The 16,168-nt window shown below is 74.9% G+C and carries 17 protein-coding genes; 10 read left to right on the top strand and 7 right to left on the bottom strand.

Translation table 11 applies throughout. From position 1 onward, the window contains the following. The coding region (locus Sya03_RS27580) for a hypothetical protein (RefSeq protein WP_203941347.1) at nt 1-626 on the top strand (626 nt) is incomplete at its 5' end. On the opposite strand, the gene Sya03_RS27575 is transcribed toward Sya03_RS27580, so the two are convergent. The 3 genes from Sya03_RS27575 to Sya03_RS27565 all read right to left on the bottom strand — a co-directional run bounded on the left by Sya03_RS27575 (nt 623) and on the right by Sya03_RS27565 (nt 2,479). Then, complete coding sequence (locus tag Sya03_RS27575) at nt 623-1,168, bottom strand: TetR/AcrR family transcriptional regulator (protein ID WP_203941346.1); 546 nt, start codon at nt 1,166-1,168, stop codon at nt 623-625. The genes Sya03_RS27580 and Sya03_RS27575 overlap by 4 nt on opposite strands. A 357-nt stretch (nt 1,169-1,525) precedes the next feature. Beyond that, entirely contained in the window at nt 1,526-1,741 is a 216-nt protein-coding gene (locus Sya03_RS27570) for a hypothetical protein (protein WP_203941345.1), read from the bottom strand. A gap of 123 nt (nt 1,742-1,864) precedes the next feature. Continuing rightward, nucleotides 1,865-2,479: a phosphatase PAP2 family protein gene (locus Sya03_RS27565; RefSeq protein ID WP_203941344.1), complete on the bottom strand. Its 615-nt coding sequence runs from the start codon at nt 2,477-2,479 to the stop codon at nt 1,865-1,867. A gap of 15 nt (nt 2,480-2,494) precedes the next feature. On the opposite strand from Sya03_RS27565, the gene Sya03_RS27560 reads away from it, so the two are divergent. From Sya03_RS27560 to Sya03_RS27535, 6 genes are all read left to right on the top strand, one after another. After that, nucleotides 2,495-3,748, top strand: coding sequence for a PucR family transcriptional regulator (locus tag Sya03_RS27560; protein ID WP_203941343.1), 1,254 nt, complete (start codon nt 2,495-2,497; stop codon nt 3,746-3,748). 99 nt (nt 3,749-3,847) lie between these two features. Then, the gene (locus tag Sya03_RS27555; protein ID WP_203941342.1) at nt 3,848-5,017 is read left to right on the top strand and encodes an acyltransferase domain-containing protein; all 1,170 of its coding nucleotides are present in this window, start codon (nt 3,848-3,850) and stop codon (nt 5,015-5,017) included. After that, on the top strand, nt 5,014-5,964 hold the full coding sequence (locus tag Sya03_RS27550; RefSeq protein ID WP_203941341.1) for a beta-ketoacyl-ACP synthase III: 951 nt from the start codon (nt 5,014-5,016) through the stop codon (nt 5,962-5,964). The genes Sya03_RS27555 and Sya03_RS27550 overlap by 4 nt, the downstream gene beginning before the upstream one ends. Before the next feature lie 54 nt (nt 5,965-6,018). Next, a complete protein-coding gene (locus Sya03_RS27545; protein WP_203941340.1) occupies nt 6,019-6,261 on the top strand; it encodes an acyl carrier protein in 243 nt (80 codons plus the stop codon). A gap of 2 nt (nt 6,262-6,263) precedes the next feature. After that, nucleotides 6,264-7,490, top strand: a complete 1,227-nt coding sequence (fabF, locus tag Sya03_RS27540) for a beta-ketoacyl-ACP synthase II (protein ID WP_203941339.1) — start codon at nt 6,264-6,266, stop codon at nt 7,488-7,490. 29 nt (nt 7,491-7,519) lie between these two features. Next, the gene (locus Sya03_RS27535) at nt 7,520-8,941 is read left to right on the top strand and encodes an acyl-CoA carboxylase subunit beta (protein WP_203941338.1); all 1,422 of its coding nucleotides are present in this window, start codon (nt 7,520-7,522) and stop codon (nt 8,939-8,941) included. Between the two features lie 212 nt (nt 8,942-9,153). Here the strand turns inward: Sya03_RS27535 and Sya03_RS27530 are convergent, their stop codons facing one another. Continuing rightward, the gene (locus Sya03_RS27530; RefSeq protein WP_203941337.1) at nt 9,154-10,293 is read right to left on the bottom strand and encodes a zinc metalloprotease; all 1,140 of its coding nucleotides are present in this window, start codon (nt 10,291-10,293) and stop codon (nt 9,154-9,156) included. A 658-nt stretch (nt 10,294-10,951) separates the two neighbouring features. Between Sya03_RS27530 and Sya03_RS27525 the strand changes: the two genes are divergently transcribed. Beyond that, entirely contained in the window at nt 10,952-11,536 is a 585-nt protein-coding gene (locus Sya03_RS27525; RefSeq protein WP_203941336.1) for a VldE C-terminal domain-containing protein, read from the top strand. A 10-nt stretch (nt 11,537-11,546) separates the two neighbouring features. Here the strand turns inward: Sya03_RS27525 and Sya03_RS27520 are convergent, their stop codons facing one another. After that, nucleotides 11,547-13,268 (bottom strand): glycoside hydrolase family 3 protein, encoded by a 1,722-nt coding sequence (locus Sya03_RS27520; protein ID WP_370871998.1) that lies wholly within the window; start codon nt 13,266-13,268, stop codon nt 11,547-11,549. Between the two features lie 48 nt (nt 13,269-13,316). Beyond that, a complete protein-coding gene (locus Sya03_RS27515; RefSeq protein WP_203941334.1) occupies nt 13,317-13,808 on the bottom strand; it encodes a DUF3145 domain-containing protein in 492 nt (163 codons plus the stop codon). Nucleotides 13,809-14,059: 251 nt separating this feature from the next. Here Sya03_RS27515 and Sya03_RS27510 point away from each other — a divergent pair, with 251 nt between their 5' ends. Further along, nucleotides 14,060-14,389, top strand: coding sequence for a hypothetical protein (locus tag Sya03_RS27510; RefSeq protein ID WP_203941333.1), 330 nt, complete (start codon nt 14,060-14,062; stop codon nt 14,387-14,389). Between the two features lie 45 nt (nt 14,390-14,434). On the opposite strand, the gene Sya03_RS27505 is transcribed toward Sya03_RS27510, so the two are convergent. Next, on the bottom strand, nt 14,435-15,004 hold the full coding sequence (locus Sya03_RS27505) for a carbonic anhydrase (RefSeq protein ID WP_203941332.1): 570 nt from the start codon (nt 15,002-15,004) through the stop codon (nt 14,435-14,437). Nucleotides 15,005-15,188: 184 nt separating this feature from the next. On the opposite strand from Sya03_RS27505, the gene Sya03_RS27500 reads away from it, so the two are divergent. Then, a complete protein-coding gene (locus Sya03_RS27500) occupies nt 15,189-16,124 on the top strand; it encodes an alpha/beta fold hydrolase (protein ID WP_203941331.1) in 936 nt (311 codons plus the stop codon). The last annotated feature ends 44 nt before the right edge of the window (nt 16,125-16,168 follow it).

Below are 16,168 nucleotides of genomic sequence, written 5' to 3'. Positions count from 1 at the left end.
CCGCGCCCGCCGCGTCCGCGCCGCTCGCCGCGCCCGCCGCGTCCGCGCCGCTCGCCGCGCCCGCCGCGCCGAAGAAGGGCGCCAAGCCCGACGCCGTGACCGTCACCGGCGCGAAGGCACCCGAGGGCCTCACGGTGACCGCCGAGGCCGACCCGGAGCTGTTCGCCTCCCTCTACGGGCAGGTCAGCTGGCTCGCCGAGGCGGCGCCGCAGATGGCCGCGCCGAAGAAGGACAAGCTCGGCGACCGGTACACGCTCACCGTCCTGGTCAAGGGCGCCCCGCAGCAGGTGTACCAGCTGTACCCGCACGCCACCGGCGGGCCGAAGGCGTACCGGGCGGCGAAGCAGCCGAAGGGCAGGACGACGGCGGGCTGGTTCTACGGCCGGCTGTCCATGTCCGAGACGCTGCGCCTCAGCGGCGTCGCGCTGCCCGAGAAGCGGGACCTGATGACCGGCGGCATCGGCGGCGGCGAGCGGGTGGCCGCGCCGGTCATGCCCGACTACAACCGCGACGTCGACGAGTTCGTCACCGAGCTGCGTCAACTGGTCCTGCTCAACGGCGCCGTCGTGCTGACGATCGCCGCCGGCCTGGCCGGCATGTCGTACCTCATCCGCCGCAAGGTCTAGGCCCGCCCGGCGGCGGCCGCGACGAGCGCGACCAGGTCGTCCACGTCGGCCTCGAAGTCGGCCGCCGGGTCCGCCGGCGGGTCCGGCGCCGCGCCGGTCACCTCCCCGGTCGCCCGCCCGAGCAGGTACGACGCCCACAGCCGCGCCAGCCGCGGCACGTCGGCGGCGGCCACCCCCGCGTCGTGCAGCGCCCCGCGCAGCGCGGCGGCCAGCCACGACGCGGGCGCCCCGGCCGCGGGCCGGGTCAGCAGCAGCGGGAACGCCCCGGGGTGCGCCTGCGCCACCCCCCGCACCGCCCGGGCGAGCGCCCGCAGCCGGTGCCGCCAGTCCCCGGGGTCGTGCGCGGACCGCTCCCCCAGCTCCAGCTGCAACAGGTCCACGAGCCCGTCGAGCAGCGCGTCCTTGCCCCCGACGTACGGGTACAGCGCCATCGACGTCAGCCCGACCCGCTCGGCCACGGCCCGCATCGACACGGCCCCGAGCCCCCGCTCGTCCACGAGCGCCAGCGCCTGATCCAAGATGAGCCGCCGCCGGTCGTCCACCCCACCACGGTGCGCGCAAACCACCCCCACCCCCACCGAACACGCCGACCCGAAAGAAGGACGAACCCGCAGCCCGAGCGAGGGAAGAGGTCGCAGCCCAGGCGAAGGTCGAAGGCGCAGCCCGCGAGAAGGACGACCACGCACGCCGAAGAAGGGCGAGGGCGCAGCCGAGAGAAGACCGAGCACGCCAGCCCCGGGAGCAACCAAAGTCGGCTGACGCCGCCGCGGTGTCCGGCGCCGAGGACGGTCAAGCGAAGCGTGGACCGCCCGCAGGCGCCGGAAACCGTGGTGAAGCGGCGTCAGCCCGGAGGAGCGAAGCGACGACCAAAAGGTAGAGCGACGACCAGCAAACTCAGCTCAGCACCAGCGGCCTGGAGGCCTGCCGCGGCCCACCGCGCGCCGCCGTGGCCGCACCGCCCCGTGCAGGTGCGCCCCGGCCCACCCCTGCCGTTCGGTCATGCAGCCGCCGCGGCTGCCCGGCCCCGGTTCGTCCTCGAGGGGCGTGGCGGGCTCGTCGAGGGCGGCGTCGGCCGGCGCGCCGTCGGCGCGCAGCTGGTCGGTCTCCCGCTCCATCCGTACCCTCCTTCGCCCGCTTCGTCGTCCGGTCCCTCGGCACCAGAACCTTACTGTTTAGGAACCTGTCAGTGGTGACGGTCCCGTGTCGGGGTTCGTCATTGTGGCCGAGGCGTACCGCTCCTAACGAGCCACCGCCCCGGAACGGTCCGGCAGACGGGTGAGCAGTGCGAGGGGCGGTACGACGGCGAGGGCGAGGAGCCAGCCGCCCACGACGTCGGTGGGCCAGTGTGCCAGGAGCATGACGCGGGTCAGTCCGACGAACAGCGCGAACGCGGTGGCCAGGACGGCGAGCAGGACCCGGCCGCGGGGTCGCAGCCGGGGCCAGAGGAGCAGGGCGGCGGCCAGGGCGGCGGCGGCCGCGTTGCTGGTGTGGCCGCTGGGGAAGCCGTTGGTGTGCACCTCGACGAAGCCGCCGGTGGGGCGGGGGCTGTGCAGCCACAGGTGCATGAGGGACCAGAGGATCGGGATGACGGCGGTGACGGCACCGGTGAACAGGGCGTCGCGGCGCCGGCGGCGGGCGTGCAGCACGAGAGTGGCGACGGCGCCGGCGGCGAGGTAGAGCCAGGTGACGGCGATGTCGGTGGCGACGCGGACGACGGCGATGAGGTCGGGGTGCCGTTCGCCGTACCCCCGGAAGGCCGCGCTGATTGCGGTGTCGGCGGCCTGCAGCGGTCCCCACTGGCCGGCGTCGAGGGACAGTAGGGCAAGGAACGCTGCGGCGGCGAGGGCGGGCACCCGACGCATGGTGTCATGCCGGGGCGCCGCGGGGGCGCACGGGCGTGGCAGGCTGAGGGCGTGGCGGACGAGGAGAGTGCCGAGGTGGGCGGCCCCCTGGCGGCCACGCTGCGCCGGATCGAGAAGTCCGCCGGGGCGCTGGCGTCGGCGTCGGTGGCGCGGATGGACGAGACGCTGCCGTGGTTCAAGGGGTTGCCGGCGGATCAGCGGGCGTGGGTGATGCTGGTGGCGCAGGCGGGCGTGCGGTCGCTGGTGGAGTTCCTGCGCACCGGCGGTGACGGCGACGGCGGCGACAGCATGGGCCAGGAGATCTCGGACGAGGTGTTCGCGGCGGCGCCGCGGGCGCTGGCCCGGTCGATCACGCTGCAGCAGACGGTGGCGCTGATCAAGGTCACGATCGACGTGACGGAGCACCAAGTGAGCCAGCTCGCGGCGGCGGGCGAGGAGGACGCGCTGCGCATGGCGCTGCTGCGGTTCTCGCGGGAGATCGCGTTCTCGGCGGCGCGGGTGTACGCGCGGGCGGCGGAGTCGCGGGGTTCGTGGGACGCCCGGTTGCAGGCGCTGCTGGTGGACGCGCTGCTGCGCGGGGACTCGCCGGACGTGCTGGCGAGCCGGGCGGCGGCGCTGGGCTGGACGGACCGGCCGCCGGTGGTCGTGGTGGTGGGCCGCACGCCGGGCGGGGAGACGGCGGCGGTGCTGCACGCGGTGTACCGGGCGGCGCGCCGGGCGCACGTGGAGGTGGTGGGCGGCGTGCACGGCGACCGGCTGGTGCTGGTGGTGGGCGGCGCGACGGACTCGAAGGACGCGGCGGGGCGGCTGCTGCCGGGCTTCGGCGAGGGGCCGGTGGTGGTGGGTCCGGGGGTGCCGTCGCTGGATCACGCGACGGAGTCGGCGCGGGCGGCGCTGGCGGGGTTCCGGGCGGCGGCGGCGTGGCCGGAGGCGCCGCGGCCGGTGGCGGCGGACGAGCTGTTGCCGGAGCGGGCGCTGGCGGGCGACGCGGAGGCCCGGCGGGTGCTGCGGCACGACCTGTTCCAGGCGCTGGTGAAGGCGGGCGGCGGACTGCTGGAGACGCTGGACGCGTTCTTCGCGGCGGCGGGGGTGCTGGAGAGCGCGGCGCGGGCGCTGTACGTGCACCCGAACACGGTCCGGTACCGGCTGAAGCGGGTCGCCGAGGTCACGGGGTTCTCGCCGCTGGAGGCGCGGGACGCGTACGCGTTGCGGCTGGCGTTGACGATCGGCCGGTTGGAGCCGGGCGGCCCGCTGGCGTGACGCACACAACCCGTTTGTGAGAACCCCACAAACGCGGCTGTTGGAATTGGTGCCTGGCAGTACCAGCCTACTGATCAGTCATCGTGAAGAGTCGAACTCGTGCTCGCCGTACTCTCGCCCGGCCAGGGTTCCCAGAAGCCCGGCTTCCTCGCCCCGTGGCTCGAACTCCCGCATGCCGAGGCCCGGCTGCGCTGGTGGTCGGCCCTCGCCGGGGTGGACCTGATCCACCTGGGCACCGCCGCCGACGCCGACGAGATCAAGGACACCGCCCGCACCCAGCCGCTGCTGGTCGCGGCCGCGCTGCTGGCGGCGGAACACCTGCCGATGTACGACGTGCAGCTCGCGGCCGGTCACTCGGTCGGTGAGCTGGGCGCCGCGGCGCTGGCCGGGGTGCTGCCGGCCGAGGCGGCCGTGACGCTGGCCGGGGTGCGCGGCCGGGAGATGGCCGCCGCCTGCGCGCTGGAGCCGACCGGCATGAGCGCGGTGCTCGGCGGCGACCCGGCCGAGGTGGTCGCGGCGATCGAGGCGCACGGGCTGCACGCGGCGAACCGCAACGGCGCCGGGCAGATCGTGGCGGCGGGCGCGCTGGGCGCGCTGGAGAAGTTCGCGGCGGAGCCGCCGGCCCGCACGCGGGTCATCGCGCTGTCGGTGGCGGGCGCGTTCCACACCCCGTACATGGCCCCGGCCGAGCAGGCGCTCGCCGCCGTCGCCGCGGGCATCAGCCCGGCCGACCCGCAGCGCATCCTGGTCTCCAACTTCGACGGCGCGTCCATCGCCAACGGCCGCGAGATGCTGCGCCGGCTGGTCCGCCAGGTCACCGCGCCGGTGCGCTGGGACCTGTGCATGAAGACGCTGGCCGACCTGGGCGTGACCGGCGTCATCGAGCTGCCGCCGGCGGGCACGCTGGCCGGCCTGGTGAAGCGCGAGCTCAAGGGCTCGGGCATGCCCGAGATCGTCACCCTGAACACGCCCGACGACCTGCCCGCCGCCCGCGACCTGATCGCCCGGCACGGGGTGGCGCCCAGCCACGAGCCGACCCCGATGTTCCGCGTCGTGGTCTCCCCCGGCGCCGGCACGTTCCAGCCGGCCGAGGGCCTCGAGGAGGGCGACGAGGTGCGCTCCGGCCAGGTCATCGGCCAGGTCACCAGCCGGCAGGGCGGCGCCGACGTCAAGGCGCACGACACCGGCGTGCTCACCGAGTGGCTGGCCAACCACGACGACCCGGTGGCCCCCGGCCAGCCGCTCGCCCGCATCGGAGGTTCGCTGTGACCATCGGCTCGAAGATCGTCGCGATGGGGCATTACCAGCCGTCGCGCGCGGTCAGCAACGCGGACCTGGCGGGGGTGCTCGACACCAACGACGAGTGGATCCGCGACCGGGTCGGCATCGCCAGCCGCCGCATCGCCGACAGCGAGACGGTGGCCGACATGGCCACCGCCGCCGCGGAGAAGGCGCTCGCCGCGTCCGGCCTGGCCGCCGCCGACATCGACCTGGTGACGGTGGCGACGTGCTCGTCGATCGACCGCTGCCCGAACGTCGCCACCCGCGTCGCGGCCCGGCTGGGCATCACCGCCCCGGCCGCGTACGACCTGAACACCGCCTGCTCGGGCTTCTCGTACGCGCTGGGCACCGCCGACCACGCGGTGCGGGCCGGGGCGTCGCGCAACGCGCTGGTGATCGGCGCGGAGAAGCTCTCCGACATCACCGACTGGACCGACCGCACCACCGCCGTGCTGTTCGGCGACGGCGCGGGCGCGGCGGTCGTGACGGCCACCGCCGAGGGCGAGCAGGCCGGCATCGGGCCGGTGCTGTGGGGCTCGGCGCCCGACAAGGGCGACGTGCTGAAGATCGAGGGCTGGCAGCCGTACATCAAGCAGGAGGGCCAGGCGGTCTTCCGCTGGGCCACCACCGCGCTGGCGCCGTTCGCGGCCGAGGCCTGCGCCCGGGCCGGCGTCGACCCGAGCGAGCTGGCCGCGTTCGTGCCGCACCAGGCGAACACCCGGATCATCGACGGCATCGTGAAGCGGCTCGGGCTCGGCCCGGACGTCGTGATCGCGAAGGACCTCGTCGAATCCGGCAACACCTCGGCGGCGAGCGTGCCGCTGGCCCTGTCCAAGCTGGTCGAACGCCGCGAGGTGCCCGCGGGCGCCCCCGTGCTGCTGTTCGGCTTCGGCGGCGGACTCACCTACGCCGGGCAGGTCGTCCGCTGCCCGTGACGGCAGCCGGCCCGCCCGCGATCGACACCACCACCATCGAAAGGACCACCACACATGGCAACGCGTGCTGAGATCACCTCCGGCCTCGGCGAGATCCTCGAGGAGGTCGCCGGGGTGAACCCGGACGACGTCGCCGAGGAGAAGAGCTTCACCGACGACCTGGACGTCGACTCGCTGTCGATGGTCGAGGTCGTGGTGGCCGCCGAGGAGAAGTTCGGCGTGAAGATCCCTGACAACGAGGTCCAGAACCTCAAGACCGTCGGTGACGCGGTCTCCTACATCGAGGCGAATTCCTGACCATGAGTGGCATCGACGTCGTCGTCACCGGGCTCGGCGCGACGACCCCGCTGGGCGGGGACGTCGCGTCCACCTGGGACGCCATGCTCGCCGGCCGCTCCGGGGTGAGTGCTCTCACCCAGGAGTGGGCCGCGCAGCTGCCCGTGCGCATCGCGGCCTCGCTCGCCGTGGACCCGTCCGAGGTCATCGAGCGGGTCAAGATGCGCCGGCTGGACCGGTCCGAGGCGATCGCCCTGATCGCCGCCCACCAGGCGTGGGCCGACTCGGGCCTCAAGGACTCCGGGATCGACTCCGAGCGGGTCGCGGTCAGCGTCGGCTCCGGCATCGGCGGGGCGCAGACCCTGCTGAACCAGGACGACATCCTGGAGGCCCACGGGCCGCGGCGGGTCAGCCCGCACACCGTGCCCATGCTCATGCCGAACGGCCCCGCCGCCTGGGTGGGCCTGGAGCTGAACGCGAAGGCGGGCGTCCACTCGGTCGCCAGCGCCTGCGCCACCGGCGCGGAGGCCCTGGCCCTCGGCCTGGACATCATCCGGTCCGGCCGCGCCGACGTGGTCGTGGCCGGCGGCACCGAGGCGGTCATCCACCCGCTGCCGATCGCCGGGTTCGCCGCCATGCGCGCCATGTCGACCCGCAACGACGACCCGGAGCGGGCGTCCCGGCCGTGGGACAAGGGCCGTGACGGCTTCGTCCTCGGCGAGGGCGCGGGCATCCTGGTGCTGGAGCGGGCCGACCACGCGGCCGCCCGCGGGGCCCACGTCTACGCCCGGCTCGCCGGCGCCGGCATCACCTCCGACGGCTACGACATCGTGCAGCCGCACCCGGAGGGCCTCGGCGCGGTCCGCGCCATCCGCAAGGCGATCGAGGACTCCGGCGTCTCGGCCTCCGACATCACCCACGTGAACGCCCACGCCACGTCGACGCCCGTCGGCGACATGGCGGAGATCGGCGCCCTGCGCGCCGCGGTGGGCGACCACCCGATCCTGACCGCCACGAAGTCGATGTCCGGGCACCTGCTCGGCGCGGCGGGCGCGCTGGAGTCGATTGCCACAATCCTGGCGATCCGGGACAGCATGGTGCCCCCGACCATTAATCTGGACGATCCGGAGGACGGGCTGGACCTCGAGGTGGCCGCCCACAAGGCCCGCCCTCTCGACATCCCGGCCGCCCTGAACAACTCCTTCGGCTTCGGCGGGCACAACGTGGCCCTCGTCTTCACCCGCGCGTGACCCCTCTCGATGCGACCCAGGAGAGTGCAGTGACCACGACCTCCGCCAGCACGGACCAGCCGGCCGCCGACCACCGCGACCCCGAGCTGCGCCTGCGCGGCCTGTTCGACGCCGGCACCCTGCGCCTCGCCGGCGCCCGCGACAACTCCGGCGTCCTCTGGGCCCGGGGCGAGGTCGACGGCGCCCCCGCCGTCGCGTTCGCCACCGACGCCACCACCATGGGCGGCGCGATGGGCATGGACGGCTGCCTCGACGTGGTCGACGCCATCGACACCGCCGTGCGCGAGCACGTCCCGGTCATCGGGCTGTGGCACTCCGGCGGCGCCCGGCTCGCCGAGGGCGTCCTCGCCCTCGACGGCGTCGGCCGCGTCTTCGCCGCGATGGTCCGCGCGTCCGGCCGGGTGCCGCAGATCAGCGTGGTGCTCGGCCCGGCGGCCGGCGGCGCCGCGTACGGCCCGGCGCTCACCGACATCGTCATCATGAGCAAGGCCGGCCGGATCTTCGTCACCGGCCCGGAGGTCGTCCGCAGCGTCACCGGCGAGCAGGTCGACATGGAGCGCCTCGGCGGCCCCGAGCCGCACGGCCGCCGCTCCGGCGTCGTCCACATCACCACCAAGGACGACGCGTCGGCGCTGGAGCAGGCGCGGGCGCTGACCGCGCTGCTCGGCCGCCAGGGCCGGCTGTCGCCCGCCGACGTCGCCGACCAGACCGAGGGCCACGACCTGACCAAGGCCATGCCGGCCGAGGCCAGCCGGGCGTACGACGTCAAGCCGGTCATCAAGGCGCTGCTGGACGCCCCGGGCGTGGAGCTGCACGGCAAGTGGGCGCCGAACGTGGTCACCACGCTGGGCCGCTTCGCGGGCCGCACGGTCGGCGTCATCGCCAACAACCCGCTGCGCCTGGGCGGCTGCCTCGACGCGGCCAGCGCCGAGAAGGCGGCCCGGTTCGTGCGCATGTGCGACTCGCTGGGCGTGCCGCTGATCGTGCTCGTGGACGTCCCCGGCTACCTGCCGGGCGTCGGCCAGGAGTGGGAGGGCGTGGTGCGCCGCGGCGCGAAGCTGCTGCACGCCTTCGCCGAGGCGGTCGTGCCGCGGGTGACGCTGGTGACCCGCAAGGCGTACGGCGGCGCGTACATCGCCATGAACTCCCGCTCGCTCGGCGCCACCGCGGTCTACGCGTGGCCGAACGCGGAGATCGCGGTCATGGGCGCCAGCGCCGCGGTGAACATCCTGCACCGCAAGAAGCTGGCGGCGGTCCCGCCGGAGGAGCGCGAGGAGCTGCGCGCCACCCTGATCGAGCAGCAGGTGCAGACGGCGGGCGGCGTCGGCCGCGCGCTGGAGATCGGCGTCGTGGACGACGTGATCGAGCCGGAGAAGACCCGGCTGCGCATCGCGGAGGCCCTGGCGAACGCCCCGGCCGCCCGCGGCGAGCACGGCAACATCCCGCTGTAGGCGGGCGCACGCACGGCGAGGCCCGGACCGGTCGGTCCGGGCCTCGCGCTGTGCCGGGGTTCAGATGCGGACCCGGACACCACGGGTCAGACGGCGGACGATGCGCTTCAGCACGGGATCACTCCTTCCATGGCGACGGGGCGGGGGTCCGGCCGGTCAGCGGCCGGAGCGGATGGCGCGGGACAGGCGGCGAAGGCGACGGAGCATCCGGATCACCTCCCCGCTTCGGTCGGGGCCGGGGCGGCCAGGGCCGTCTCGAGCAGCAGCCCGAGGGTGCTGAACAGCAGGCCGGCGGCCACCGGTGCGACGACCAGCACGCCGACGACGAACTCGGCGGCGTTGCCGGCGAACAGCGCGGCGAGCAGGTCGTGGGCCGCGTACCAGAAGACGAGCCCGGACAGGGCGAGCAGGCCGAGGCCGCAGACGAGGCTGAGCGCGCCGTAGAGGGCCAGCCCGCCGGGCCGGGCCCGGCCGCGCACGGCGGCGCCGAGGGCGGCACGGGCGCGCGGGCCCAGGTCGGGCTCGTCGAGCAGGTCGGCGAGCGCCCAGTGGCCGTCGACCTGGAGCACCGGCGCGAGGTTGACGGCGATCTCGGCCAGGCCGAGGACGGCCAGCCGCCACGCCACCGCGGTGAGCAGCACCGACGTGGACAGCTGGGCGGTGATCGCCAGCAGGCTGAGGGTGACGACGTCGACGGCGAGCCCGGCCAGCGCCTGGGTGACGCGCGCCCGCCGGGGCAGGGTCAGCGCCTCGGTCGAGTCGACGTAGAAGGAGATCGCGCCCCAGTAGAAGCCGAATCCGGCGCGCCGCGACCGGCGGCCGTAGTGCGCGAGGGCGACGGCGTGCGCGAACTCGTGGAGGGCCGAGCAGGCCAGGCCGATGCCGATGCCGAGCAGGGCGTCGAGCACGGGATGCGCGGAGACCTGCGGACCGGCGGGCCGGCCCGCCAGCAGCGACCAGGCGCCGGCCACGACGAGGGCGCCGAGCAGCACCCGGGCGGGCCAGGTGGCCAGCAGCGGCACGACGCGGCGGGCGCACCACTGCGCGGGCCGGTCGATGCCGGCGATCTCGATGCCGGAGCGGGTGACGGCGACGCGCGGCGGGGCGGCGGCGACGGGCGACGGCGCGGCGGGGTCGCGCAGGATGCCGAGTTCGGTCATCTCGCTGACGAGGCCGGGGCCGTTGGGCGCGCCCAGCCGGTCGCCCAGCTCGCCGGGGCCCGGGTCGTCGACCAGGAGGTCCGGCAGGTCGGCGGCGCGGGGGTGCTCCAGCAGCACGGTGTCGCCGTCGGGGGCGGCGATGACCAGGCCGCGCCGGCTCACCCGCCACTCGACGTCCGTCGCGAACCGCACCAGCCACCACCCCCGATCATCACGCTGTGTGACGAGAAGTATGGCGGGTCGGCGCATTATCCTGTCAAGATGCGCTAATCAGACATTCGGGTGGGACTCAGCGTGACGACCGGTCAACGGATCCGGCCGGTCGGCGGCCCCCGTCCGGATGGGGAGGCACCGGTCCCGCCACCGCGGGAACATCGGCCGCGCGCGCCGCGTCGAAGGATCGGACGACCGACGAGCTCAGGGCAGGCGACACCGTGCAGGCCGACACGGACCTCGACGGCATGGTGGACCGGACCGGGGCCGAGCACGACGGCGTGCTCGACTCCGACGGCACGGGGTCGACCTGGTGATCGGGGGCCCGGCCGCGTACCTGTCGCCGGCCGGCGACGACGGCACGGACGCACTGGCGATGGACGACGACTGACCCGCGCGGAACGGCGTCGCCCGCCCTGAAAAAAATTCTCACCGGCTCTGGGCGGCGCCGTGCCCGGTCACATAGGCTCCACGCGGGAACCGCTCGATGCGCCTACCCGGCGCCGGAGCGGGAGGGTGTCCTCATCGGGCGCCGCCCCCGGATGGGATCGGCATCGGGATGCGCCGTGGGGGCGCTCCCTCCTCCGCCCGGGCCGACGCGGCTCTCCGGCCGGGCGTTCCGCCGACCGGAGACCTCATGCGCTTCGTCCCGCGACGATTCCTGCCGCCCGCCGTCCTTCTCGCCGCGACCGCCCTGCTCGGCACGATGCTCGTCACCGCCGCCCCGCCAGCCACGGCCGCGCCGGTCACGCCGGCGTTCGGGCCGGCCGTCGACGCCTACGCCGCCTACGCGCCGCAGCGCACCTGCGACCCGACGGCCAAGCCCGGCGTCGTGGACGTCCGCGACCTGCTCAACCGCACGTACGGCACGCACAGCTCCGGCATCGGCCGCGCCTGCAGAACCAACACGAGCGAGCACTACGAGGGCCGCGCCCTCGACTACTCCCTGAACGTCACCCGGCCCGCCGACGTCACCGTCGCCAACGACGTCCTGGCCTGGCTGCTGGCCACCGACCGGCACGGCAACCCGCACGCGATCGCGCGCCGCCTGGGGGTCATGTACATCATCTGGAACAAGCGGATCTGGCGCGCCTACCGCCCGGGGTGGGGTGCCTACAGCTGCGACGGCACGCCCAGCGGCTGCCACACCAACCACATCCACATCAGCTTCAGCTGGGCCGGGGCGCGCCGCCAGACGACGTGGTGGACGGCGCGGCCCTGACCGCGCCGGGTCAGCAGGCGGTGCGGGGCAGCCCGCGCACCGGCACGGGCGACCGGCCGGTCGGCTTCGCCCGGCCGGTCAGCACGTCGGCCAGGCCGGCCATCGACGCGGGGCTCGACGAGTAGGTGGCGACCAGCACCGGGGAGTCGGACTGGGCCAGCAGGTACGGCGTGTCCATCGCCACCGTCACGGCGGCGCCCCGGCTCAGGTCGGTGACGGTGTCGCCGTACCCGACGAGCCGGATCTCGGCGGCGCCCGCGGCGACGACGTCGGCGCCCGCGGCCTGCAGCGCCTTCACCAGGTTGGCGCGGGCCTGCTCGCGGCCGCCCGCGGCGGTGACCATGACCTTGCCGGCCGGCAGCAGCCGGGCGCAGCGGCCCTTCAGCACGGTGACGGCGGAGGTGGCGACGGCGCGGGCGGCGGCCTGGTGGCCGGCCGAGGCCAGTGTGTCGAGGGCGGGCGCGGGCCGGTCCAGGGCGAAGCGCTGGGTCAGCACCCGGGTGGCGGCCTCGACGAGCCGCTCGCGCTTCAGCGCGCCGGTGCGCAGGCCGTCGAGGATGCCGGCGTGGGCGGCGCCGACGTCCGGGGGCATGAGCAGCAGGTCGTTGCCCGCGTTGAGGGCGCGCACGGCGGCCTCGCCGGCGGGCCACTTCATGGCGGGCTCCATGTTCATGGCGTCGGTGACGGCCACGCCGGTGAACTTCAGCTCGGTGCGCAGCAGGTCGGTCATGACCTTGCGGGAGAACGTGGCGGCGACGCCGGAGTCGACGGCGCGCACGTCGAGGTGGCCGGACATGACGAAGCCGGCGCCCGCGCCGATGCCGGCCCGGAACGGCGGGAGGTCCTGCCGGTCGAGGGCGGCCCGGCTCTGGCTGACGACGGGCAGGGTGGTGTGGCTGTCGGCGGTGGTGTGGCCGTGGCCCGGGAAGTGCTTGATGGTGGACGCGACGCCGCCGGCCGCCAGGCCGCGCACCGCCGCGGCGACCTGCGCGGACACCACCTTCGGGTCGTCGCCGAAGGAGCGGGAGCCGATGACGCCGCTGCCGGCCGGGCCGAGCACGTCGGCGACGGGGGCGAAGTCGACGTTGACGCCCATCGCGGCCAGCTCCTCGCCGGCGGCCTTCCAGGCGGCCTCCGTCTGGGCGGGCCGGTTCGCCGCGCCGACGGCCATCGCGCTGGGCAGGGCGGTGACGCCGGTCTTGACCCGGGTGACGACGCCGTACTCCTGGTCGGTGCCGACGAGCATCGGGGCGCTGCCGGCGGGCAGCCGGGCCGCGGCGGCGCGCAGGCCGTCGGTGAGGGCGCGCACCTGCTGCGGGTTGTCGACGTTGGTGGTCGGCTGGTTGGTGCCGGTGGGGTCGTCGGCGGAGAACCCGACGAGGATGAGCGCGCCGAGCCGGTACCGCGCCACCATCTCGGCGGGCGTGGCGACGTCGCCCAGCTCGCGGTTCTTGGCCGCGGAGGCGTCGCTGACCTTGTCGGCCGCGCTGCCGTACGCGTACGGCATGAGCACCTGCCCGGCCAGGTCCTCCTCCGGCAGGGTGGCCACCAGGGCTGCGGCGCGCTCGGCGGGCGTGCCGGTGGGCGCCGGGGTGGCGCTGGCGGGCGGCGGGGCCACCGACGGCGGCACGACGGCCGGCGGGTCGGCCGGTTCGTCGTCGCCGCACGCGGTCAGCAGCAGCAGCGGGACGGCGGCGAGGGCGACGGCGGCACGCAGGGACATGCGGATCATTCGATCAACTCCCGCCGGTGACGACAAATCGGCCGGCGCCGCCGTGGCCTAGCCGACCCGGGTCAACAGTGTCACGGGTGCGCCGTCGCCGGCGTACCGGTAGGGCTCCAGCTCGGCGTCCCAGGCGGTGCCCAGGGCCTTGTCAAGGGCGTGCTGGAGCGCCTCGGGGGCCCGCGCGGACGCCATGATGGCGCGCAGCCGGTCCTCCCCGAGCTGGATGTCGCCCGAGGCGCCCATCGTGCCGTGGAACAGCCCGCGGCCGGGGACGTGCATGAAGCGCTCGCCGTCCACGCCGGGGCTGGGGTCCTCGGTGACCTCGAAACGGATCATGGGCCACTGCCTGAGGGCAGCAGCCAGCTCGGCGCCTGTGCCGGGGCTTCCGGTCCAGCCGCACTCCGACCGCCGGGCGCCGGGATCAACCGGCTGGGCGGTCCACTGCAAAGTGACCGGCGCGGTCAGGACGCGCGCGATCGCCCATTCGACGTGTTGGCACACGGCGAGCGGGGTCGAGTGGACGTATACGACGCCACGCGTTGGCACGGTGACCTCCCGGAGACCGAGGTGCGTCTTCCCCTACGACCTCGACCGCGGTTGATCGTGTCTCATGATGCCGGGTGGTGCGGACGGTGCGCCAGTGAAACGGCGATATCGTCTGCAACCTCGGGGCGTAGTGGCACATCGGTAACAACGGAGGGGGAACCCGCGGCGGAACGGCCCGGGGCGCTCTCGTGTAAAGTTCACTCGGCGCCTGCTGCGCGCCGTTTCCCAGAAACTTCTCAAGGAGTACCGCCGTGGCGAGCAACACCTCGAAGACCGCGCGCGCGTCAGTCCGCGCCGGCCAGGCCGGCCAGGGCGGCGCCCTGAGCGTGCTGGGTGAGTACAAGTACCTCATCCCGCTCAACAAGGGCCGGCACGCGTACGTGCGCAACCTGACCAACGGCAAGACCACGCACCTGAGCACCTCCAGCGACGCCTTCGTCGAGGAGATCCGGGTGCTGGCCGGTGCCGGTCACGGCGCCAAGATCCGTGCCGAGATCCAGTCGCTCAACTCCGCGCACCCGGCCGACGGCTGGGACGCCACGGAGAAGCGCCTCGTCGACGCGGGCGTCTTCGAGGGCTGAGCACGCGCACAGCGAAAAACCCCGGGGTCTCCCCCCGGGGTTTTTTCATGCGCGCAGCTCGACGCGGCCGGTGTCGAGGTCGTAGACGGCGCCGACCACCTCGGCGGAGTCGCCCACCACGTCGGTGAGGAACCGCACGGTGCGCTCGACGTGCGCCCGCATGGCGGCCGCGGCCACGTCGGGGGCGTCCGCGGGCACCTCGGCCACCGCGGGGGCGATCTGGTCGATCAGGTACGCCAGGGCGCCCGGCGGCCGCACGCCGGCGGCGACGGCCTCCACGGTCGACGCCACGGCCCCGCAGCGCTCGTGGCCGAGCACCATCACCAGCGGTACCTTGAGGGCGCTGACGGCGAACTCGACGGACCCGAGCACGGCCCGGTCGAGCACGTGCGCGCCGGAGCGCACCACGCAGATCGAGCCGAACGTCTGGTCGAAGATCGCCTCCAGCGGCACCCGGGAGTCGATGCAGCCCACCACGACGGCGTGCGGCGTCTGTCCGCCGGAGGCGGCGGCGGCCGCGCCGACGTCGTGCCCGTGTTCGGGGCGGCCCTCGACGAAGCGGCGGTTGCCCTCCAGCAGGGCGGTGAGGGCGGTCGCGGCGAGCGTGGTCGTCATGGCTAGAGGTTGCCGACGGGACGGCCGGGACTCAAGGGATGTGCGAGGCAGCTCACCTCACCGATCCTGCCAGTCGGGACTCGTCCGGGGGGACCGCTTCGATCTTCGCTGTGGCTTTTCCGTGCGGCAGGCGTGATGCTGGTTACCCGTGGGTACAACGGGGGCCTGAACGGCGGAGGTGCCCATGCGAACGATGTCGGAGGTCCGGCTGTCCGACGGCGTGCGCCTGCACGTCGAGGTCTCGGGCCCGGCGGAGGCCGACGCGACGGTCGTCATGCTGCACGGCTGGTGCCACGACCGGCGCACCTGGCACCGCCAGGCGGCGGCACTGCCGGAGGCGCTGGGCGGCGCCACGGCCCGCATCGTCGCCTACGACCAGCGCGGCCACGGCCGCTCCGGCGCCACCCACCTGCGCTCGGCCACCCTGGAGCAGCTCGGCGACGACCTGGCCGCCGTGGTCGACGAGGCCGCCCCGCGCGGGCCGGTCGTGCTGGCCGGGCATTCGCTCGGCGGCATGGCGATCATGGAGTACGCGCACCGCCACCCGGAGACGTTCGGCGCCCGCGTCGGCGGCCTGGTCTTCGTGGGCACCACCGCCGAGGGCCACACCCACACCCGGTACGGGCTGCCGACGCCGCTGGCCGGCGTGCTGCGCACCGCCGAGACGATGGGCGCGGGCGTGCTGGCCCGCTGCGGCGCCTGGCGCCCGCACCGCGCGGTGCTGCCGGCGTTGTCGCCGGGCGTGCGCTGGCTGCTGTTCGGCGACGAGTACGAGTCCGCCGACCTGGACATCTGCCTGCGGGCGCTGGGCCGGGCGTCGCTGCGCTCGATCGGCGGCTTCCGCACGTCGGTCGGCGCCCAGCTCCGGCTGGACACCCTGGCCGCGCTGGGCGACGTGCCGGCGGCGGTGCTGGTCGGCGACAAGGACCGGCTCACCCCGCCCGCCTGCGCCCGGTCGATCGCCGACGCGCTGCCGGGCGCCGCGCTGACCGTCGCCGAGGGCGCCGGGCACATGCTGATGATGGAGCGCCCGCAGCTGGTCACCGACGCCCTGGCGGACGTCGTGGCCCGGGCGACGGCGAGCGGCGAGTGGCAGACGGGCTACGAGCAGGCCGCCTGAGGAATGTGACGCGGCGCGGCGGCGTCGACATCGAGCGGCGGCCG

It is taken from the genome of Spirilliplanes yamanashiensis (genome assembly GCF_016863475.1).
Lineage (GTDB): Bacteria > Actinomycetota > Actinomycetes > Mycobacteriales > Micromonosporaceae > Spirilliplanes > Spirilliplanes yamanashiensis.
The sequence above is the reverse complement of the archived record's forward strand: the minus strand, read 5'-3'. Positions and strand labels throughout refer to the sequence as shown.